At 48.6% G+C, this 17,847-nt stretch carries 10 protein-coding genes; 5 read left to right on the plus strand and 5 right to left on the minus strand.

Translation table 11 applies throughout. From position 1 onward, the window contains the following. Positions 1–403: 403 nt before the first annotated feature. A complete protein-coding gene (locus CX664_RS14010) occupies positions 404–1,159 on the minus strand; it encodes a CARD domain-containing protein (RefSeq protein ID WP_101747333.1) in 756 nt (251 codons plus the stop codon). 230 nt (positions 1,160–1,389) lie between these two features. On the opposite strand from CX664_RS14010, the gene CX664_RS14015 reads away from it, so the two are divergent. After that, positions 1,390–2,391: a threonine ammonia-lyase gene (locus tag CX664_RS14015; protein WP_101747334.1), complete on the plus strand. Its 1,002-nt coding sequence runs from the start codon at positions 1,390–1,392 to the stop codon at positions 2,389–2,391. 133 nt (positions 2,392–2,524) lie between these two features. On the opposite strand, the gene pykF is transcribed toward CX664_RS14015, so the two are convergent. After that, on the minus strand, positions 2,525–3,964 hold the full coding sequence (gene pykF / locus CX664_RS14020; protein WP_276328491.1) for a pyruvate kinase PykF: 1,440 nt from the start codon (positions 3,962–3,964) through the stop codon (positions 2,525–2,527). Between the two features lie 328 nt (positions 3,965–4,292). Further along, on the minus strand, positions 4,293–4,772 hold the full coding sequence (gene rraA, locus CX664_RS14025; RefSeq protein WP_101747335.1) for a ribonuclease E activity regulator RraA: 480 nt from the start codon (positions 4,770–4,772) through the stop codon (positions 4,293–4,295). 330 nt (positions 4,773–5,102) lie between these two features. Here rraA and CX664_RS14030 point away from each other — a divergent pair, with 330 nt between their 5' ends. Next, positions 5,103–7,238, plus strand: coding sequence for a WD40 repeat domain-containing protein (locus CX664_RS14030; RefSeq protein ID WP_101747336.1), 2,136 nt, complete (start codon positions 5,103–5,105; stop codon positions 7,236–7,238). Here the strand turns inward: CX664_RS14030 and ppsA are convergent. Further along, positions 7,223–9,610, minus strand: coding sequence for a phosphoenolpyruvate synthase (gene ppsA, locus CX664_RS14035; RefSeq protein ID WP_101747337.1), 2,388 nt, complete (start codon positions 9,608–9,610; stop codon positions 7,223–7,225). The two genes, CX664_RS14030 and ppsA, sit on opposite strands and share 16 nt — an antisense overlap. 478 nt (positions 9,611–10,088) lie before the next feature. Between ppsA and ppsR the strand changes: the two genes are divergently transcribed. From ppsR to CX664_RS14050, 3 genes are all read left to right on the plus strand, one after another. Continuing rightward, a complete protein-coding gene (gene ppsR, locus CX664_RS14040; protein WP_101747338.1) occupies positions 10,089–10,910 on the plus strand; it encodes a posphoenolpyruvate synthetase regulatory kinase/phosphorylase PpsR in 822 nt (273 codons plus the stop codon). 141 nt (positions 10,911–11,051) lie between these two features. After that, positions 11,052–14,384: a hypothetical protein gene (locus tag CX664_RS14045; protein WP_101747339.1), complete on the plus strand. Its 3,333-nt coding sequence runs from the start codon at positions 11,052–11,054 to the stop codon at positions 14,382–14,384. 257 nt (positions 14,385–14,641) lie between these two features. Further along, positions 14,642–16,597 carry a WD40 repeat domain-containing protein gene (locus tag CX664_RS14050; protein WP_101747340.1) on the plus strand — a complete coding sequence of 652 codons (1,956 nt, stop codon included), beginning with the start codon at positions 14,642–14,644 and terminating at the stop codon, positions 16,595–16,597. Positions 16,598–16,643: 46 nt separating this feature from the next. On the opposite strand, the gene prpF is transcribed toward CX664_RS14050, so the two are convergent. After that, positions 16,644–17,816, minus strand: a complete 1,173-nt coding sequence (prpF, locus tag CX664_RS14055) for a 2-methylaconitate cis-trans isomerase PrpF (protein WP_101747341.1) — start codon at positions 17,814–17,816, stop codon at positions 16,644–16,646. Positions 17,817–17,847: the final 31 nt, after the last annotated feature.

Below are 17,847 nucleotides of genomic sequence, written 5' to 3' on the forward strand. Positions count from 1 at the left end.
GGAAAAAGGTTACACGTTTGTTGCCCACCAACAGGAAGTTGGAACCGGTTATTTTGATGATATGACAACGGTTATCCAGGGTGGTCAGTCTTCAGTAACAGCATTAACCGGCTCTACGGAAGAAGAGCAGTTCTAGGAGCCTGTCGGACTTAAGCGTCCGTCTAGGCGACCCCGTAGCGAGGATTGCGAGAAATTGAGGATAAAAATTTCTGCTTCTGAGGAGAATAGCGGGGCTATTTGACGAAGAAGCAGGAATTTTTAGACCAATTTATCGCAACCGCACGACTGCATGGATGCAGGAGCTAGAGCAACGCAGGAGCAGTTGCCGCGTAGGACAGTCTTAAGTTCGACAGGCTCCTCGAGCGTAAAAGCTTGAGCCCCTGATGGATGACGGGGCTCATTTTTAGCGATGAAACATATCTCTGGCCAGTTCAGGATGCACTCTCTTTAGCGCGTCCTTAAAACTGAGAGCTGTTTTGTCCGGTGACTTCCTGAGCTTACTGGGCGTTGTTAACGTATCGAGAAGTGACCTGACTTTCGCTGACTTGTTACGTTTACGCTGGATACTCTTAAGCTCAGAACTGGAAATAGTAAGTTTATGCGCCAGGTTGTTTGTCAGTATTGTTATCTGATGAGCAAACAGGCCATCCACCGCTTTATCATAGTTCTCTACTAATTTTTGATAGTTTGACGACTCCGAATGTGCAGTGTGGTAAACAGTATTGCCACTTCCTGATAATTCGTTGTTCCGAAATTTATCATTGATTAATCGACGCAGGGCGGAACCATCCCCAAGGGTTGTGTATTCGGAGCTCTTAAAAGAATCGAAATCCGCAAGGATTTCTGCTGTCTGCTGCTCTGCGTATGGCGTGCAGGGTTGTTGAGGGACAAACTTTTTACCAATGGCAGAGGGGGAAAAATTTCTTTCATGTATTGCCCTACGAAGTGCCTGCACATCTTTGAGTGTTGACTGTGTAGAATTAATAAAGTTATTTATATCATAAAGAATCCAGACAGCACGCTGATATGCATAAGGCGAACTGAATTTCGAGTAAAAATCCTTTGCTGTTTTTGAGCTATTTCCTTTGCTTGCACCTGAACCTTGATTAGCCCGTTCAGATGATACGAAGACAGGTACCCCGGGAATCTTCGGAAACATTCACACAATCCTTCAGATAATTATTATGACCTTACGTTTTACATAGACTTGTTCTTTATGTATAAGTTCAATTTTTAAGTGATAACTGCCACAGCCCACGCTATCCCGGTGCCTGGGAAAACCACTCTGCACTGAACTTTTCAGACCTCACAGCCAATTTTGACTATCTTTTAAAGGCGATGGCAGCAGCAAAGCCAGTTTGCCTTTAATAAGTTAAAGATGTTGAGGTTATGTCAGCAGTACCCAATGTTAACCAGCTTCCTGATTATCTGAAGTTAAACCATGCTTTTCAGCAAATAAGAAACAATGTGCGCACCACCCCGCTGTTAAAATCCGATGTCTTGAGTGAACTGATCAGAGGGGAAGTGCTGATCAAGGCCGAGTCTCTGCAAATTACCGGAGCCTTTAAGTTCCGGGGGGCGTTCTACCGACTGTTAAATTTAACGGAGAGCCAGAAAAAACAAGGTGTTACAGCCTATTCTTCAGGAAATTTTGCAGCAGGCCTGTCAGCCGCTGGACAGCTTCTGGACATACCGGTCAGGCTGGTAATGCCCCATGATGCCCCAAAATCAAAAGTCAATAATGCCAGACGTTACGGCGCAGAGATCATTCTCTGCCAATGCAATAAACCGTCCAGGGAGGAAGCTGCCAGCGCTATGGCCAGGCAAATAGCCAAAGACCACAGCGCAGTGCTGCTGCACCCTTTCGATGACCACGAGATCATTATTGGCCAGGCATCTGTAGCGCTGGAGCTGCAGGAGCAGTTGGCGATGTCCGGGAAATCCTGTGATCACATTCTCTGCCCCGTTGGTGGTGGCAGCCTGGTGGCAGGATCAAGCCTGGTGTTTGGCAGCAACACCCAGGTATGGGCCGTTGAAGTGGATGGTTACCAGGGCATGGGCATCTCCCTTGAAAACGGCAGGCGCTCTCGAGCCAAAGGCCATATCCTGTGTGACTGTGATGCTTTACTGGCCCTTGAGCCCGGCATTGCCAACCTGGACATCGTTCTGCAAACCGGTGTCAGGGGTATAACAGTCAATCCGCAAAAATCCCATGACGCCATCAGGCTCGGTTTTCAGGAGATGAACCTGGTGCTGGAACCCAGCGGTGCGGTGGCCATTGCTGCGATTATGGATAACCCGGCACTGTTTGAAAATAAAACCGTAGTAGCGATTGGCAGTGGAGGTAACGTTGATCCGGATAAGTACGCTGCAATATTGGAGGCTGTCTGAGTATCCGATTGACCGGCTGGTCGTTGGGCAGGCATAACTGGTGGAAATATATCCAATCTGTAGCAATGCTTGCCAGCCCTCCCCCGCAGTGGGAAGGACAGGCAAGAGGGTGTAACCAAAAAGAACTCAGATATTAATCGATCACGTGCACAGAAGCAGTATTGGTAGTACCGGACTCAACCAGGGCACCGGAAACCATAACAACCAGATCACCAGACTGAACAAAGTTGTGCTTCACCGCCAGCTCTTTACCCAGCTTGTAGAATGCATCGGTGTTTTCCTGCTGTGGTACCAGGCTGGTGGTCACCCCTTTGCTCAGACTGAGTTGGTTAGCGGTCTTCTCGGAAGAAGTCAGCGCCAGAATCTGGGCTTTAGGGAAGAACTTACGCAGAGAACGTGCAGACTTACCCTGCTCAGTGGCAACGATAATCAGCTTGGCAGCCAGAATATCTGCCGTCTTGACCGCACCACGGCAGACCGCCTGGGTGATACTGCGATAATTGTCGATCTCGGCATCGAACTCTTCAACACGCAGTTCCATGCTGCCATCCGTGCTGTTACAGATGGTTGCCATGACCGCCACAGATTCTGCCGGGTACTTACCTTTGGCGCTCTCACCGGAGAGCATAACGGCATCGGTGCCGTCCAGAATAGCGTTTGCTACGTCACCGGCTTCTGCACGGGTTGGACGAGGATTCTTGATCATCGAATCCAGCATCTGGGTAGCCGTGATAACCGGCTTACGGGCATGGTTACACTTGTTGATCATCATCTTCTGGGCAAAGATCACCTGATCAACCGGGATTTCTACACCCAGGTCACCACGGGCCACCATGATGGCATCAGAAACAGCCAGAATGTCGTCGAAGTTATCAACGCCTTCCTGGTTCTCGATCTTGGAAATGATCTGGATTTCCTTACCACCGTTGGCATCCAGCAGTTCACGGATCTCGTTAACGTCGCTGGCTTTACGAATAAAGGAAGCCGCTACAAAATCAACGCCCTGCTCACAACCAAAGACCAGGTCAGCCTTATCCTTTTCTGACAGGGCTGGCAGGTTAACTTTAACACCAGGCAGGTTTACGCCTTTGTTTTCACCCAGTTCACCGTTGTTCTTGACTTCACAGACGATTTCCTGAGCCTTGACTTCTTTTACCGTCAGTTCAATCAGGCCATCGTCCAGCAGAACTGTGTTACCTGGCTTCAGGTCAGCAGTCAGTCCGGCGTAGGTAACCGCTACACGCGTGCTGTCACCAATAACAGACGTGTCGGTAGTCAGAGTAAATTCCTGTCCTGCGCTCAGCATGACGTCGTCGCCATTGTGCAGTTTAACAGTTCGGATTTCAGGGCCTTTTGTGTCCAGAAGAATGGCAACACGCTTACCGGTTTCAGCCATGACTTCTCGCAGACGGGCAATACGGGCACCATGCTCGTCAAAGTCACCATGAGAGAAATTCAGTCGCATCACATTCATGCCATTGTCGACCAGTTTGGTCAGCATCTCATGGGATTCAGACTTTGGGCCGATGGTACAGACGATCTTAGTCTTTCTCACTGGAGTTTTCTCCGTCATAGGGATTTTCCGGGAGCCTGTCGGGCTTAAGTCTGACAGGCTCCAAGTGTGATTGACGGTCAGGTATACGAAGTCCCGACACTTTGGTGGGTGCGGATACTACCGCAAAAAAGAAAGAAAACCTTGGCCTTTTTACAATAAATCCGTTGTTTTAGATCAGTATTTTCCGAAAATATGTTTAATTAATCGCCAACCATAATAACTTATGAAAATGCTTGTGAAACACTGACTTATTATAGAAAGATTCGTTATTTATGAAGGCTTGGGATTGCCCTGCTTCCACAATGCCAGGATCGAAAGAAACAGGACCAGGAAGCTGATCTAAAAATCAAACCAGTCGTTCAGCAGAAACGACAATCCCGTTCAAATCGGCATACAGGAAATGGCCGGGAATGAAGTCCACGCCATGAAACCGAACAACAATATCGACCTCTCCCTGCCCTTTTTTATCCGTTTTCATCGGGTGTACAGCAAGCGCCTGAACCCCCAGCGGCAGTTGTGAAATCACTTCAACATCACGAATACAGCCATAAACAATAATACCCTGCCAGCCATTGCTTACGGCCTGTTCTGCCAGCATATCACCCAACAAGGCCCTTCTCAGGGAACCGCCGCCATCAACAACCAGCACTTTACCGTGACCGTCACTGAACACCTGCTCCCGAACCCTGGAATTATCTTCATGGCATTTAATGGTGACAATTTCGCCACCAAAAATATCCCTGCCACCAAAGCTGTTAAAACCCGGGTCAACGACCTGAAGGTTTCCCGGGAAATCATCACACAAATCGGGGGTGGTAAAACTCATTATTATTCTCCCATGACCATTCAGACTGGCATGATAACCAAAAACAACACCGAGAAAAGCTTTTCCTCTGTGAAATGCGGATTACTTCTCTACCAATTAAATGCCACACCATAAACGTGCAATGCCCGCTATCGTTCGGCATTTTCCCGGTGGTTTTATCAACCTGAACTAAAAACTCAGCGCAGGAACTTTTGCCAGACTCAGCAATCTAAAGTTCAGTTCCTGAATGCTCAGACAGTTAATAGCAGGATGGGACAAAGATCCAAAAGATGCTACTGATCAATGGTCGTATAAATAAACCATCTATGAGCCAATCAGGCAGGAGTTATCATGCAACCAATAGCGCAGAGTAGTCTCAGAAGTATAGATGGAAGCGGTTTGAAAAAAGATGAAGAGGCGTTAATAAACGGCCTGAAGCCAATATCCGGGTTAGTGGCTAACTATAATAAACGTATCAGAGAGGCCTCTGAACAGGATCAGGATCAATCATTCAAACGACTGAAACGGCATTTACCATCCGAATGGACGACCAGCATAGATATAGATATTGAGAATCGTAAGCTGGAAATTGTCGGGCTGCATTTTTCCACGAATCGTTTATCACCAGGCACCACATCGCAACAGCCTGGTATCAGCACGATACAGTGCGATAGTCGTATTGAGCCAGGCAGTATTGACCCAGCGACGAGTGAAATTTTTCAATGCCAGACCAATTATCTTAAGTTCCAAATGAAGGCCCACTTCGGTTGTTATATTGTTCAAACCTGTTTCAGCCCTTCGGGTAAGCACCTCTTCATCAGTGGTTGCGACAGTTTGAAAGATCATAGCCTGGTAAGCTGGCGACAAGACGCGGATGGTAACTGGTTGGAGAACAGCAGGAGCAGGGTTGGGGCCCAGAATATTATTCCCCAGCTTAACCGGTCGGAAAACACGCTTCTGACTTGCTGTAGCCAGGATGGCAAGGTCAAGGTGAGTACACTCAATAGTGATGGCCGTTGGGTGGAGTCGCGGGTGCTTGAGCACACGCCACTTGCAGGTGGCTACGAGCCAGTGATGGCAAGCTTCAACCCGGTGCAGGACAAGATTATGACCTACGATCAGCGCGCCGGCAGAATCAACGTTTTGCGATTGGATGGCAGCCGGTGGACTCTGCTAGACCAGCCAGTAAAGATCAGGCAAAGTGGGCCAAGAGCACTGAATTTCGTCCCCACGAATACTTTTTTAATGACTCAAAATGTTGAAAAAGCGACCATCTGGCACCTTAATGATCAGCGCAACTGTATTATTCCTAAATTTGTCAAGGAGTGCGACCGTGTAATTTCTGATTGCCAGTTGAGTAGGGATGAGAGTCATGCCCTTGTCCTCCTGGATAACCGGGTGTTCTTCCTGGCTCACGATGCCTACGGCAAATGGTCGCAGGTCGGAGAGGTTCATCATTCTGAGCAACCCGTAGAAATTCACCAGGGCGTTAGAGGGCCCAACCGTATTTGCTCAGCCTCCTTCAATCCCTCAGGGAAATTTGCACTTACCCGTGATTTAGCCAGGAAAACTAAAATTTCCGGTTATGACGTTAATGCTGACTATGTAGAAAAAATAGAGATCCCGAGTTGTGATAATGTCAGCTTCAGCACCTCCGGGTACAAAGTACTGGCCGACTTCGGTGGTGGCTCCTTTAAAATCTGGGGTTGCGGTTTTACAGGCAATCTGAACAAACCCCAAACCCTTGAGCACACCGGCAGTGACAGAGTTATCTTCAGTCGATCAGAAAAACAGCTCCTGAGCTATGGCAATGAAACGAATTACGCTTGCATTTGGGGTGATGACAGGGAAGGTAACCTGATTGAGAAAGCACGGGTATATCATCAGGGTGGGATTATCATTGCTCACTTCAATGTTAAGGAAGACAGTGTACTGACCGTCGGTCATGATTGCACTGTGAAAATTCAGGGGCTTGACACAGATGGTGAATGGCTGGAGCAGCTGGAGGTTAAGCATCAAAAACCAATTGATGTTGCCCAATTTTCCCGATCAGGCCGTCTGGCATTTTCCGTTAGCCAGGACAGTACCGCCTGCATCATGGGGCGAGACGAAAAGGGCAAATGGACACAACAGGCATTGACAAAACCTGGTCCCTATTTGATCAAATTCGCCCAGTTTAATAAATTGGAGAACCATTTCCTGATCTTTGGCAAAGATTCCAAAGATCATGACAAGCCGGGCTTTGTGCAACTCTGGAGTATCGGTGATGATGGAAAATGGGCAGAAAGAGAGATGATAAAACTGGATCATCCCGTTAAAGTGGCCGATTTTAGCCCCGATGGTGGTCATTTAATAATCCACTGCAAAAAGAACCCCGGGGGGGTACCCAAAGGGGACACAGTACTTCTCTGGAAGATTCCTGTCAGCCCCCCAGGGCAATCTTTGCACACCCCCTCACAGGGACTATCAAGTCATTCCGCCAGATAGAGCCAGGTTTCCAGAACCGAATCGGGGTTCAGGGAAACGGTATTAATACCCTCTTCCATCAACCAGCGGGCAAAGTCAGGATGATCACTGGGCCCCTGGCCGCAAATACCGATGTATTTACCCTGTCGGCGACAGGCCTGAATCGCCATGGACAACAACTGCTTGACGGCGGTATTGCGCTCATCAAAAAGATGGGCAATCAAGCCGGAATCCCGATCAAGCCCCAGGGCCAGCTGAGTCATATCGTTGGAACCAATGGAGAAGCCATCAAAATATTCCAGGAACTCATCAGCCAGCAGCGCATTGGATGGCAGTTCGCACATCATAATGATCTTCAGGCCATGTTCACCACGACGAAGTCCAAAGTCAGACATAATGTTGATGACCTGACGGGCTTCATCCGGCGTTCGGACGAATGGCACCATCAGTTCAACATTGGCCAGGCCGAACTCGTCCCTGACCCGCTTCATGGCCCGGCATTCAAGCTCAAAACAGTCCCTGAAGGATTCCGAGATATAGCGGGAAGCGCCACGAAAGCCCAGCATCGGGTTCTCTTCATGGGGCTCATAGATCTTGCCGCCAATCAGGTTGGCATATTCGTTAGACTTGAAGTCTGAGAGCCGGACAATAACTTTTTCCGGGGCAAAAGCGGCTGCAATAGAAGCGACGCCTTCAACCAGTTTTTCAACGTAAAAGTCAACGGGATTGCCATAGCCCGCCATTCGCTCATCAATCTGCTGTCTGACGGCATCGGGTACGCTGTCCGGATTAGTTTGATAGTTCAGCAAAGCCTTGGGATGAACACCGATCATCTTGTTGATAATAAATTCCAGTCGAGCAAGCCCCACCCCCGAATTGGGCAGTCGGGAGAAACTGAAAGCCCGGTCAGGATTCCCCACATTCATCATAATCCTGAAGGGCAACTCAGGCATTTGATCCAGATCTTTCTTCTGGTGCTCAAACGGCAACTCACCCTGATAAATAAAGCCGGTATCCCCTTCGGCACAGGAAACCGTTACCGCCTGACCATCTTGCAGTCGGCATGTAGCGTCACCACACCCGACCACTGCTGGAATACCCAGCTCTCGGGCGATAATAGCGGCATGACAGGTGCGCCCACCCCGGTTGGTGACAATGGCTGAAGCCCGTTTCATAACCGGTTCCCAGTCCGGATCGGTCATATCGGTAACCAGTACATCGCCATCCTGAACCCGGTCCATATCCGCCAGATCATCCACCAGACAGACACGCCCCTGACCAATGCGCTGGCCAATACTGCGGCCTTCTGCCAGAACATTACCCTGTTGCAACAGGCGATAACGTTCCAGCGTCCTGGACTCAGTTCGACTTTGTACTGTCTCAGGCCGGGCCTGAACCACATAGAGCTGCTGGTCATCGCCATCTTTGGCCCACTCGATGTCCATGGGTCGGCCGTAATGGGCTTCAATGGCCATGGCCTGACGGGCCAGTTCCAGCACATCAGCATCATTGATGGAGAACTGCTGGCGCTTTTCAAGGTCAACGTCCACGGTTTGCACCGATCTTCCGGTCTCTGGGGCATCACCATAAACCATCTGAATCGCCTTGCTGCCCATATTTCGCCTTAGGATGGCAGAGCGCCCTGCTTCAAGTGCGGGCTTGTAAACATAAAATTCATCCGGGTTTACTGCCCCCTGAACCACGGTCTCTCCCAAGCCATAGGAGGAGGTGATAAATACCGCATCGCGGAAACCCGACTCGGTATCCAGAGTAAACATCACCCCGGCAGCCCCCGTTTCACTGCGTACCATCCGCTGAATTCCGGCCGACAGCGCCACATCCCGATGGTCAAAGCCCTGATGCTCACGGTATGAAATAGCACGATCATTAAAGAGAGAGGCAAAAACTTCCCGAACCGCTCGCAGAACATTCTGTGCACCACGGATATTCAGAAAGGTTTCCTGCTGCCCGGCAAAGGAGGCATCGGGCAAGTCTTCCGCCGTTGCCGATGACCGCACTGCCACAGCCAGATCCTCCTGATCACCACAGAGTTCACGGTAGCTGTTGACAATGGCCTGTTCAAATTCGGGTCGGAATGGTTCATCCATAATCCATTGGCGAATATTGGCACCCGCCTGGGTTAGCTGCTGAATATCATCAATATCCAGTTCATCCAGCAGGGTATGAATACGATCATACAACCCTGAGCCATCCAGAAAGTCTCGATAGGCCTCTGCCGTGGTGGCAAAGCCACCGGGTACACGAACCCCTGCCCTGCCAAGATGGCTGAGCATTTCTCCCAGCGAGGCGTTTTTACCACCAACCCGCTCTACATCACTATTGCCCAGGGCATCCAGGCCCACGACAAACTCTGGTAAAGATGAACTGTTCAAGCCACTCTCCTGCCTGTACTTCAAAGGATTACCATGGGTTTCACCGTTGAGAATGCACCGATCCTGCTGTCAGAGTTCCACTCTGCCAGGAGGCTGACCGAGAATAGCGCCCGTCTAGGCGACCCCGTAGCGAGGATGGCAGAAAATTGAGGATAAAAATTCGGTTTTGTGAGGCGAATAGCGGGGCTATTTGCCGAACAAAAGCGGATTTTTAGACCAATTTGCTGCCACCGCAGTAGGGCAGTCTATTCTCGGTTAGCCTCCTGGTGGGCTACCAAGCCATAAATAAAGCTGTCATAGTACTGCTAATAAGACGACACCGGTTATCTCATTGGGAAGAATTCGGTATAGTTTGTTAGATAATGTTATTAATTGGAAGATTTTTTTACTTTGGATCACATTATTTTGATCTATCTGTACCAGAAAACAGTGATCTCAAGCTATTAACCTCGGAATTTATGCTTCTGGAGTCGATAAAATGGAGCGATCGGTATTTTTTATCTCTGATGGTACTGGCATTACCGCTGAATCCTTTGGCCAAAGTCTGCTGGCCCAGTTCTCGGGGCCTACATTCCGTCACCACACCCTGCCCTATATTGATACCCCCGAAAAAGCCGTTCGGGCACTGACCCTGATTAAAGAGACTCATCAGCATGAGGTGATTCAACCTATCCTATTTATGACGGTGTTGAATGAAGAGGTCAGCAAACTGCTGCACACCAGCGGGGCTTATATTATTGACCTCTTTGCTACCTTCCTTCCCGGCCTGGAGATGGAGTTAGGCTCACACCCGTTGTATACCGTTGGCAAGAAGCGTTCCACAACCAGCAGTGCCGGCTATCACCGTCGCATCGAAGCGGTGCAGTTTGCCCTTGATAATGATGATGGTGCCCGCATCCGGCACTATGAAAAGGCCGATATTATCGTGCTGGGTGCCTCCCGTTCGGGCAAAACACCCACTTGCATCTATCTTGGTTTACAGTTTGGTATCTATGCCGCCAATTACCCCATTACCGAGGATGATTTTGATAAGGGCATCAAGCTGCCTGATTTTCTTCGCCCGCACAAAGAACGTCTTTTTGGTTTGACCATCAATCCGGCCCGGCTCTCAGGCATCAGAAATGAGCGCCGTCCAAACAGCCGCTATTCCTCGGTCAGGCAGTGTCAATATGAAATACAGATGGTTGAACAGATCTATAACCAGGAGCAGATCAGCTATATCGATACCACTGAATTTTCCGTCGAAGAGATTGCAACACGGATCATGGATCAGGCCAATCTGACGAGAAGACTGAAATAGCCATAATTTACCATTCAACAGACCCTGAGGACTGCCTTTCAATTTGTCAGCAAACAATTTATTTTCTCCCGGCAGCCCGGGAAGTTGAATTTTTTTTCCCGTCTCATTGTCAAAAGGGATCTTTGATAAGGGGACGAACAGATGGATGTGACCGGCTTAAAAGACGACAGGGTTACTGGATCAGACTTAACATCCGAACGCAGCTATTACAAAGAGACAGGCAATTATAAATACTTGACCGTACGACCGGCAGAAGACAAAGAGGTACTCTTCAATGCTGGTAATTTTGCATTTGACAATACCGGAACATTTGGAACTAACTCACCATGTTCTAACCGTTTCTTTACATTGAATGACTGCAAAGTGAGTCATTCCAGACCTTGCAGTCCGAAATCCATCGAAAGTGAAAATAATGAAAAAAGTGTCGAAGGCAACCAGAAAGAGGCTTTCAGCTCCGGCCAGGTCCAGGTTAAGCAAACGAAGTTGCTGGCAATGCTTACTTCAGGAGAGGTTGAAAAGCACCATGTGAAAAAAGAGTTAGAGAAACTTGTTCAACAGTTTGATGAACTACATGTCAATGTCAGTTTAATGGATAAAGTCAACAAACTGAAAAGAGAGATTGAGCAATACATTGATCCTCACCGCCTGGTTGGGGAGGAATACAGTTCTAAAAATGGTGCACCATCAAGAAAAACAATAGCGGATGACATTCAAATAATAGCAAGGGAAATCGCTATTTGGGCGGGGACCACAACAAACAATCTGAAAGTACTGACCTATATTATTGAACAAGGGTTTCCCATCAAACAAAGCGCTGACTGGTTTGATCATGATCCTGATTCTATCGCTTACCTGCCTTTTGATACAATGACAACGCTGATAGATAACTGCACCCCATATTGCCCGGACCTGTTATTCGTCAAGGCTATTTTTGCTGATGCTGATCCTCGCTTTGACATTCTTGCCCAGACGATTTTAACATCCAGAAGTATTAGTGATGGGCTGTATCAGGAAGCAATTGCACAATCAATACCCACCGCTTCACAAAGCAGGTTAAAGGTTTTCTTTAATTATCTTCGTAGTCAAGCTAATGCCAGCAACATGATTAAAGACTTGGTTAAGCAAAGCTACGAGCATCACCGAATTGCTAATCTTGCCGGGATTCACAGATACAAAAACAGCGTGATATTGGTATTTGTTCTTGAAGCCATTGCACAACAATCACAGGGGGAAGCCCGCACTCTTATTCGCTCATTTGGTCAGGATGAACAGCAACTGATCGCAATGACAGCTCTATTGGGCGGACTGCATCAATCCACCGAATTATTGAATAAAATGGGTATTACCGTCACCAGACAGGCGTTTAAAGAATTATCCGTTAACCTTAAAAATTCTCCTTTCTTTATGGCCAAAGAGGCTGGATTGACCAATGAACGATTATTTACCAATACCGTCAACCGGATCGCTCCGTTTCTATGGACCTTGCCCAATGAATATGGGCAACATTTGTACCAGTTGAGCCTGTTTCCAGATAAGAAAGCGCAGTCGTTTATCCATCTTGTCATGAAGCAAGCGGCCATTTACCAGAAGGAAAGTCAACAATGGTCAGGCCCGAATTGTGAAAAAGAATTGGTTCTGGGAGATGTAAACCTGTGGGCGGCAAAAATTTTTTCGGTAACGGATGATGCTGACAGTTTGGGTCTCTTACAGGAAGATGCCAGGTGGTACAGTGAGACATGGAATATCCTGATCAACAAGGCTAAATCCTGCAACAGCCTTACCTGTCCCGATGATTTCATGAAATTCATGGACTGGCTGTTGATAGAGGGCCGGTCTTTGGTTCGAATGGAGTCGGAATACCGTGAGAAAGAGGCGACCTTTACAGCCAGACAAAAAAGTTATCGTCCGGATCTGTGGCCGGACCCACATAGTAAGGATTCAACAACATCTTCAGCCTCCCATGATCAACTTGTATCCTATACCAAACTCGTCACAACGTTACATTTTGATATCATTGAATCATTTCTACGTCTTGCCCCTTCCGCCCATCGAATCCATGTGCTGAATAACTGGCTGACTAATCCTGATTGCACGAAACAACGGGAAACCTTATTTCGTCAGCCAGTTTACCCACTTAATAATATGGAATCCCCTAACATTTGGCAGTTGCTGTTATCACTGGATAAAGACTATCAGCCACCGGAAAATCAGTTTGATCATGATTGGCAAATACCGGTTAATCCGCAGCAGTGGACAGCGCCTCCCCCGTTAGCATCATTATCATCCGAATCTATCGAAGTCTACGGACGTACGCTGGCAATTCAACGCACGGATGGTGGCTGGGATTACCTGAAATTTATCAGTGATAAGGAAAAGCCGGAAGATCTGGCAACAGAGGGCAATAAAATCCGTCTTATGGCAGATATAGCCAGTCGCTACGGCTTGAAAAGCTCAATTCCCCGGGTTGTCGGCAGTTATCGCTGGGATAATGCGAACATTGATTTGGCCACATTTACACCTCCCGCCAAAAAGGCCAGACTGGAGGAAAAGTGCCGCTATATTGATGGCAAGACAGGTTATTGCCTTCATCTGACATCGACAAAAGATGCGCCTTATCATTTATATCCCTACGATCTTGACCCAGAAACAAAGGCGGATCAGATTTGCCAGGGGCTCCATAAATATGCCCATGATTCCGGTGTTTTATTCAGTTGCGGATTGTATGCTCCAGCGGTCATTGCAGCGGACCATGATTCAGTGACGAAACGAAAGCACTATGTCCTCTCATCTTATGTAGGTGCCCCAAGCGAGGGGCGGATGCTTCAGTGGCAGAAAGCTTCAGAACATCCCAATGTGGGGCCGGTAGGCATGCGGGATTCCGGTGATACGAAAAGTATGATTGAGCTGGGTGAGGATTATTTTTTCTCCAAAAGATATCAGGAATTTCTTGATTTTGAAAAATCTGAGGATCGAGCCAAGGTGGCATTTTCAGAACTGGCAAAAAATGCCCAGGGACTGATATTGCAATATGCTCTCTGCTTTCAAAAACAGTTTAACTCTGACAATAGGGAGTCCACGCTGAATCATGAGCGTAAAATACAGGACATTCTAACGACGCTGTTTCACAAGGCATTTCCCCGATTCACAGAAGAGCGTGTGGTTCGGGCAATGGATGAAGATGAGCTGCTGTCACAGGCGGTTAGAGAGGTTATCTACTGGTGTGGTCATGACGCCAGATTTGTGAACGATATCAAACAAAACATTATTCCAGAATCTACCTACCCTGGCGGCTCTGAAGCTACTAATATCGTTGATTTCAGCACCCTGGAACCCCGTGAGCTGATTCCCGGCATTGGTTTTGTGACACGGGATAATCAGCCAAACCTTGGCGTTACTTTTGGCATCAATCCATTGGTTAAGCTGAATGCATTGATTGTCAAGCTACTGGCCCTGGGAGCCCTGACCTCTTTGTGAGTTCCATCTCTCATGATCGCTTTGGTGACATTTATCAACTCTTGCGGACGGTAATTGTTACTGCGGGACATCATTCACCCTCTATACTTCGGAGCGAAGGTGTAGCCGGGTGCGGAACTGACAACAATTTGCCGTCTTTCAAACGAGATCGGCCAATGCGTCATCATTGGATCTCCCAGCTCCCGGACCAGGCTTCTAAACGGGCAATATGCACCAGTGTAAATAGGGCCTCTTGCCCGGATACGGGAGGGGATTAATTGCCGCTTGCCAAACCATTAAATACTGAGACTGCTGTTACTCAGGCAGTGGGTAACGAAATCAGGCCTGAAATAGTCCGGGATCCTGTCTATTTCCATCGCTGGTGGGTTACCTTGCCGACGTTACCATTCGAGAACATCACCAGCTATTTATCAATTGAAGATATCAGCGCGTTCGCCCAAACATGCAAGGCAGTGGCCAGCCGATTGGTGGCCTGCGGACTGGAAGAAGTCCGCTACTTTCTCTCCTTGTCGCAGGACAAACAGAATTCGTGTCAGACAATCATCCATTCTAACCGGCAACTCCTTCAGTACCTCAGGACGTTATCCATATTTTCCAGGCGCCACTTCCCTGTGCAGCTGAGCCCCGCCTTTTATGCCTGTTACGCCCGGCATGCACGCCAGCAGATTATTGATGCAACAGCACTTACCCTGAAACCCGTTGGGAGCTTGAATATGGATAGCTATAGCTGGCATTACCATGATCTTGAGCTGAGCATGATTGCCGCAACCAGGGTGGAGGGGTTCATTGATATTCTGACTCCGGATCGTCATGGTCACTGGAGCAGGTCGGCTGAAATCAAATACAATGAAATTTGCTATTTTCATCAGCAGCGGGCTAACCATATTTTATTTATCCCACAGAAGGTGTCGAGAAGCCTGGTGGGAGAACCACCGCACTACAAATACATCGGCTACATCGGCAAAGACCACTTATTGTCCGTTTATGAATGTCACGATGACTCCTGGGTTGAGCAACAGCAATTGACCATCAGTGAGGTGTTTCCTCAAATCAGGACAATATTGAAGAATGACATTTATCTGTATCAGATGAATGACCTCTATCTGTCACCGGATGCCAGCGCACTGGTCTGTACGTACGATTGGCGTGAAGTTGCCATTCTGGGTCGGGAAGCGAAAGGTCAGTGGGTTAATAAAGGCAGTATTACAACCCCTATTCGTAACTTGTTGTTCAGTGATGACAGCCGTCATGTCGCGCTTTGGGACGGTTCATACATCACGCTAATGGGCAAGTCAGACGATGGAGCCTGGTCAGAAACCGGTAAAATCATTGTTACAGACACGGATATTGATATGAACTTCATCACCGGTGCTGGTAGTGAGTCTGAAGATGAGTTTGAACTCGAGGTACTATTCAGCCCGGATAATCAGCATTTTGTCACATGGTTTGATAATGCTGGCGTTGATGTTCATCGAGATAATTTCTTTGTCGTTATCGCGGCCCTTGATCCGCACGGAAAATGGCGTGAAAAGCAGAGAATTGTCAAAACCTGTGAGCCTCCGGCAACGTATTACCCCCTGGAACCTGCTTTTGGTCCCGATGGTCGGCTGCTGATTATCACCACCGATGACGGTGTTGAAATCTGGGAATTAAACAGTGAGGGTCAATGGCTTCCCGCTGCTCAGGAGCAACCCTGTTGCGGTAAAGGCAGTGTTCATTTTTCTGTGCAACCGGACGAATTTATCAGCATAAACTGGCATAGAATATCCGTCTGGCGCAAGGCAGCGTCCGGAACCTGGGGCAAATCCCAAACATTTTCGGCTGGATCTCTGACCAGAGTCAGTCCTGACGGTGGTACCATTGTCTGTAATGAATCGTCGGGCCATACCGATATCCACCAACGCCAACCCTCCGGTGAGTGGATCAGTCAACGTATCGAATTTTCTATCAGGGATGGGTGTTTTAACAATGAGAGCTGCCTGCTTGCCGTTGTCCCACCCCTTGAAACCGAAACCGACCACCTGATTTTGCTGGGGGTGAACGCAGACGGGATCTGGCAGGAAAAGGACCGGTTGCAATCAGAAAACAGGATTCATGCATTTTGCTTTAGCCCATGCAGCCGCAGCATACAGATCGAAAGTGATCGCGGTGGCAATGGTGTCAGAATACCAAGTTTTTTTTCTTTCTGGAGGATCGTCCCGGACCAATGTTAACGTTCTCGGACTCATGGGATGGTCCCCCTGAGATTTCCCCGCAGTTTCATTCGACGGGCAAACAAACCCAACCCTCCATCAAAACCCTGGCACTGCGGCTCATAATGGCCTTGGTCACTGACCATTGCCCATTATTCAGCACTGCTTCTGCCCCCACTTTCAAGGTACCCGAGGGGTGGCCAAAACGGACCGGGTTTCGTTCACCACCGCCGGCAGCCAGGTTAACCAGGGTGCCTGGAATGGCAGCCGCCGTACCAATGGCCACGGCAGCGGTGCCCATCATGGCATGATGAAGTTTACCCATGGAGAGTGCCCTGACCAACAGGTCGATCTCATCTTCAGAGACCTCCTTGCCGCTGGATGAGAGGTAACTTTTCGGTTCAGCAACAAAAGCGACTTTCGGCGTATGCTGTCGGGTTGCGGCTTCTTCCAGGCTGCTGATCAACCCCATCTGCAGTGCGCCATAAGCCCGAATGTTCTCAAACATGGCCAGTGCCTGCTCATCGCCGTTGATCACTTCCTGTAGTTCAGTTCCCTGGTAACCAATGTCCGCAGCATTGATAAAAATGGTGGGAATGCCGGCATTGATCAGGGTTGCCTTTAAAGTCCCAACGCCGGGTACTTCAAGATCATCCACCAGATGGCCAGTCGGGAACATGGCACCTTCGCCATCGGCAGGATCGAGAAACTCAACCTGAACCTCGGCCGCCGGGAAAGTCACACCGTCCAGGACAAAATCCCCCGTTTCCTGTACTGCACCCTTGGTCATTGGCACATGGGCAATAATGGTTTTTTTGATATTGGCCTGCCAGATCCGCACCGTTGCGATGCCATTGTCGGGTATCCGTTGCTTATCAACCAGACCGCTGCTGATGGCAAAGGCCCCGACAGCCGCAGTCAGGTTGCCACAGTTACCACTCCAGTCCACAAAAGGTTGATCAATGGCTACCTGACCAAAGAGATAATCGACATCATGGTCAGGCTGGCTGCTTTTCGACAGGATCACCGTTTTGCTGGTACTGGACGTGGCACCCCCCATACCATCAATCTGCTTGCCGTAGGGGTCCGGACTGCCAATCACTCGAAGCAGTAGAGCATCACGGGCCGTACCCGGAACCTGTGCAGCTGGTGGAAGATCGGTGAGATTGAAAAAAACGCCCTTACTGGTTCCGCCTCGCATATAAGTAGCGGGAACCTTGATTTGTGGAGGATGAGCCATGGGGAACAGCTCCTTCTGTTATAGGATTGTG

Source organism: Endozoicomonas acroporae, from assembly GCF_002864045.1.
In the GTDB taxonomy this organism is placed as follows: domain Bacteria; phylum Pseudomonadota; class Gammaproteobacteria; order Pseudomonadales; family Endozoicomonadaceae; genus Endozoicomonas; species Endozoicomonas acroporae.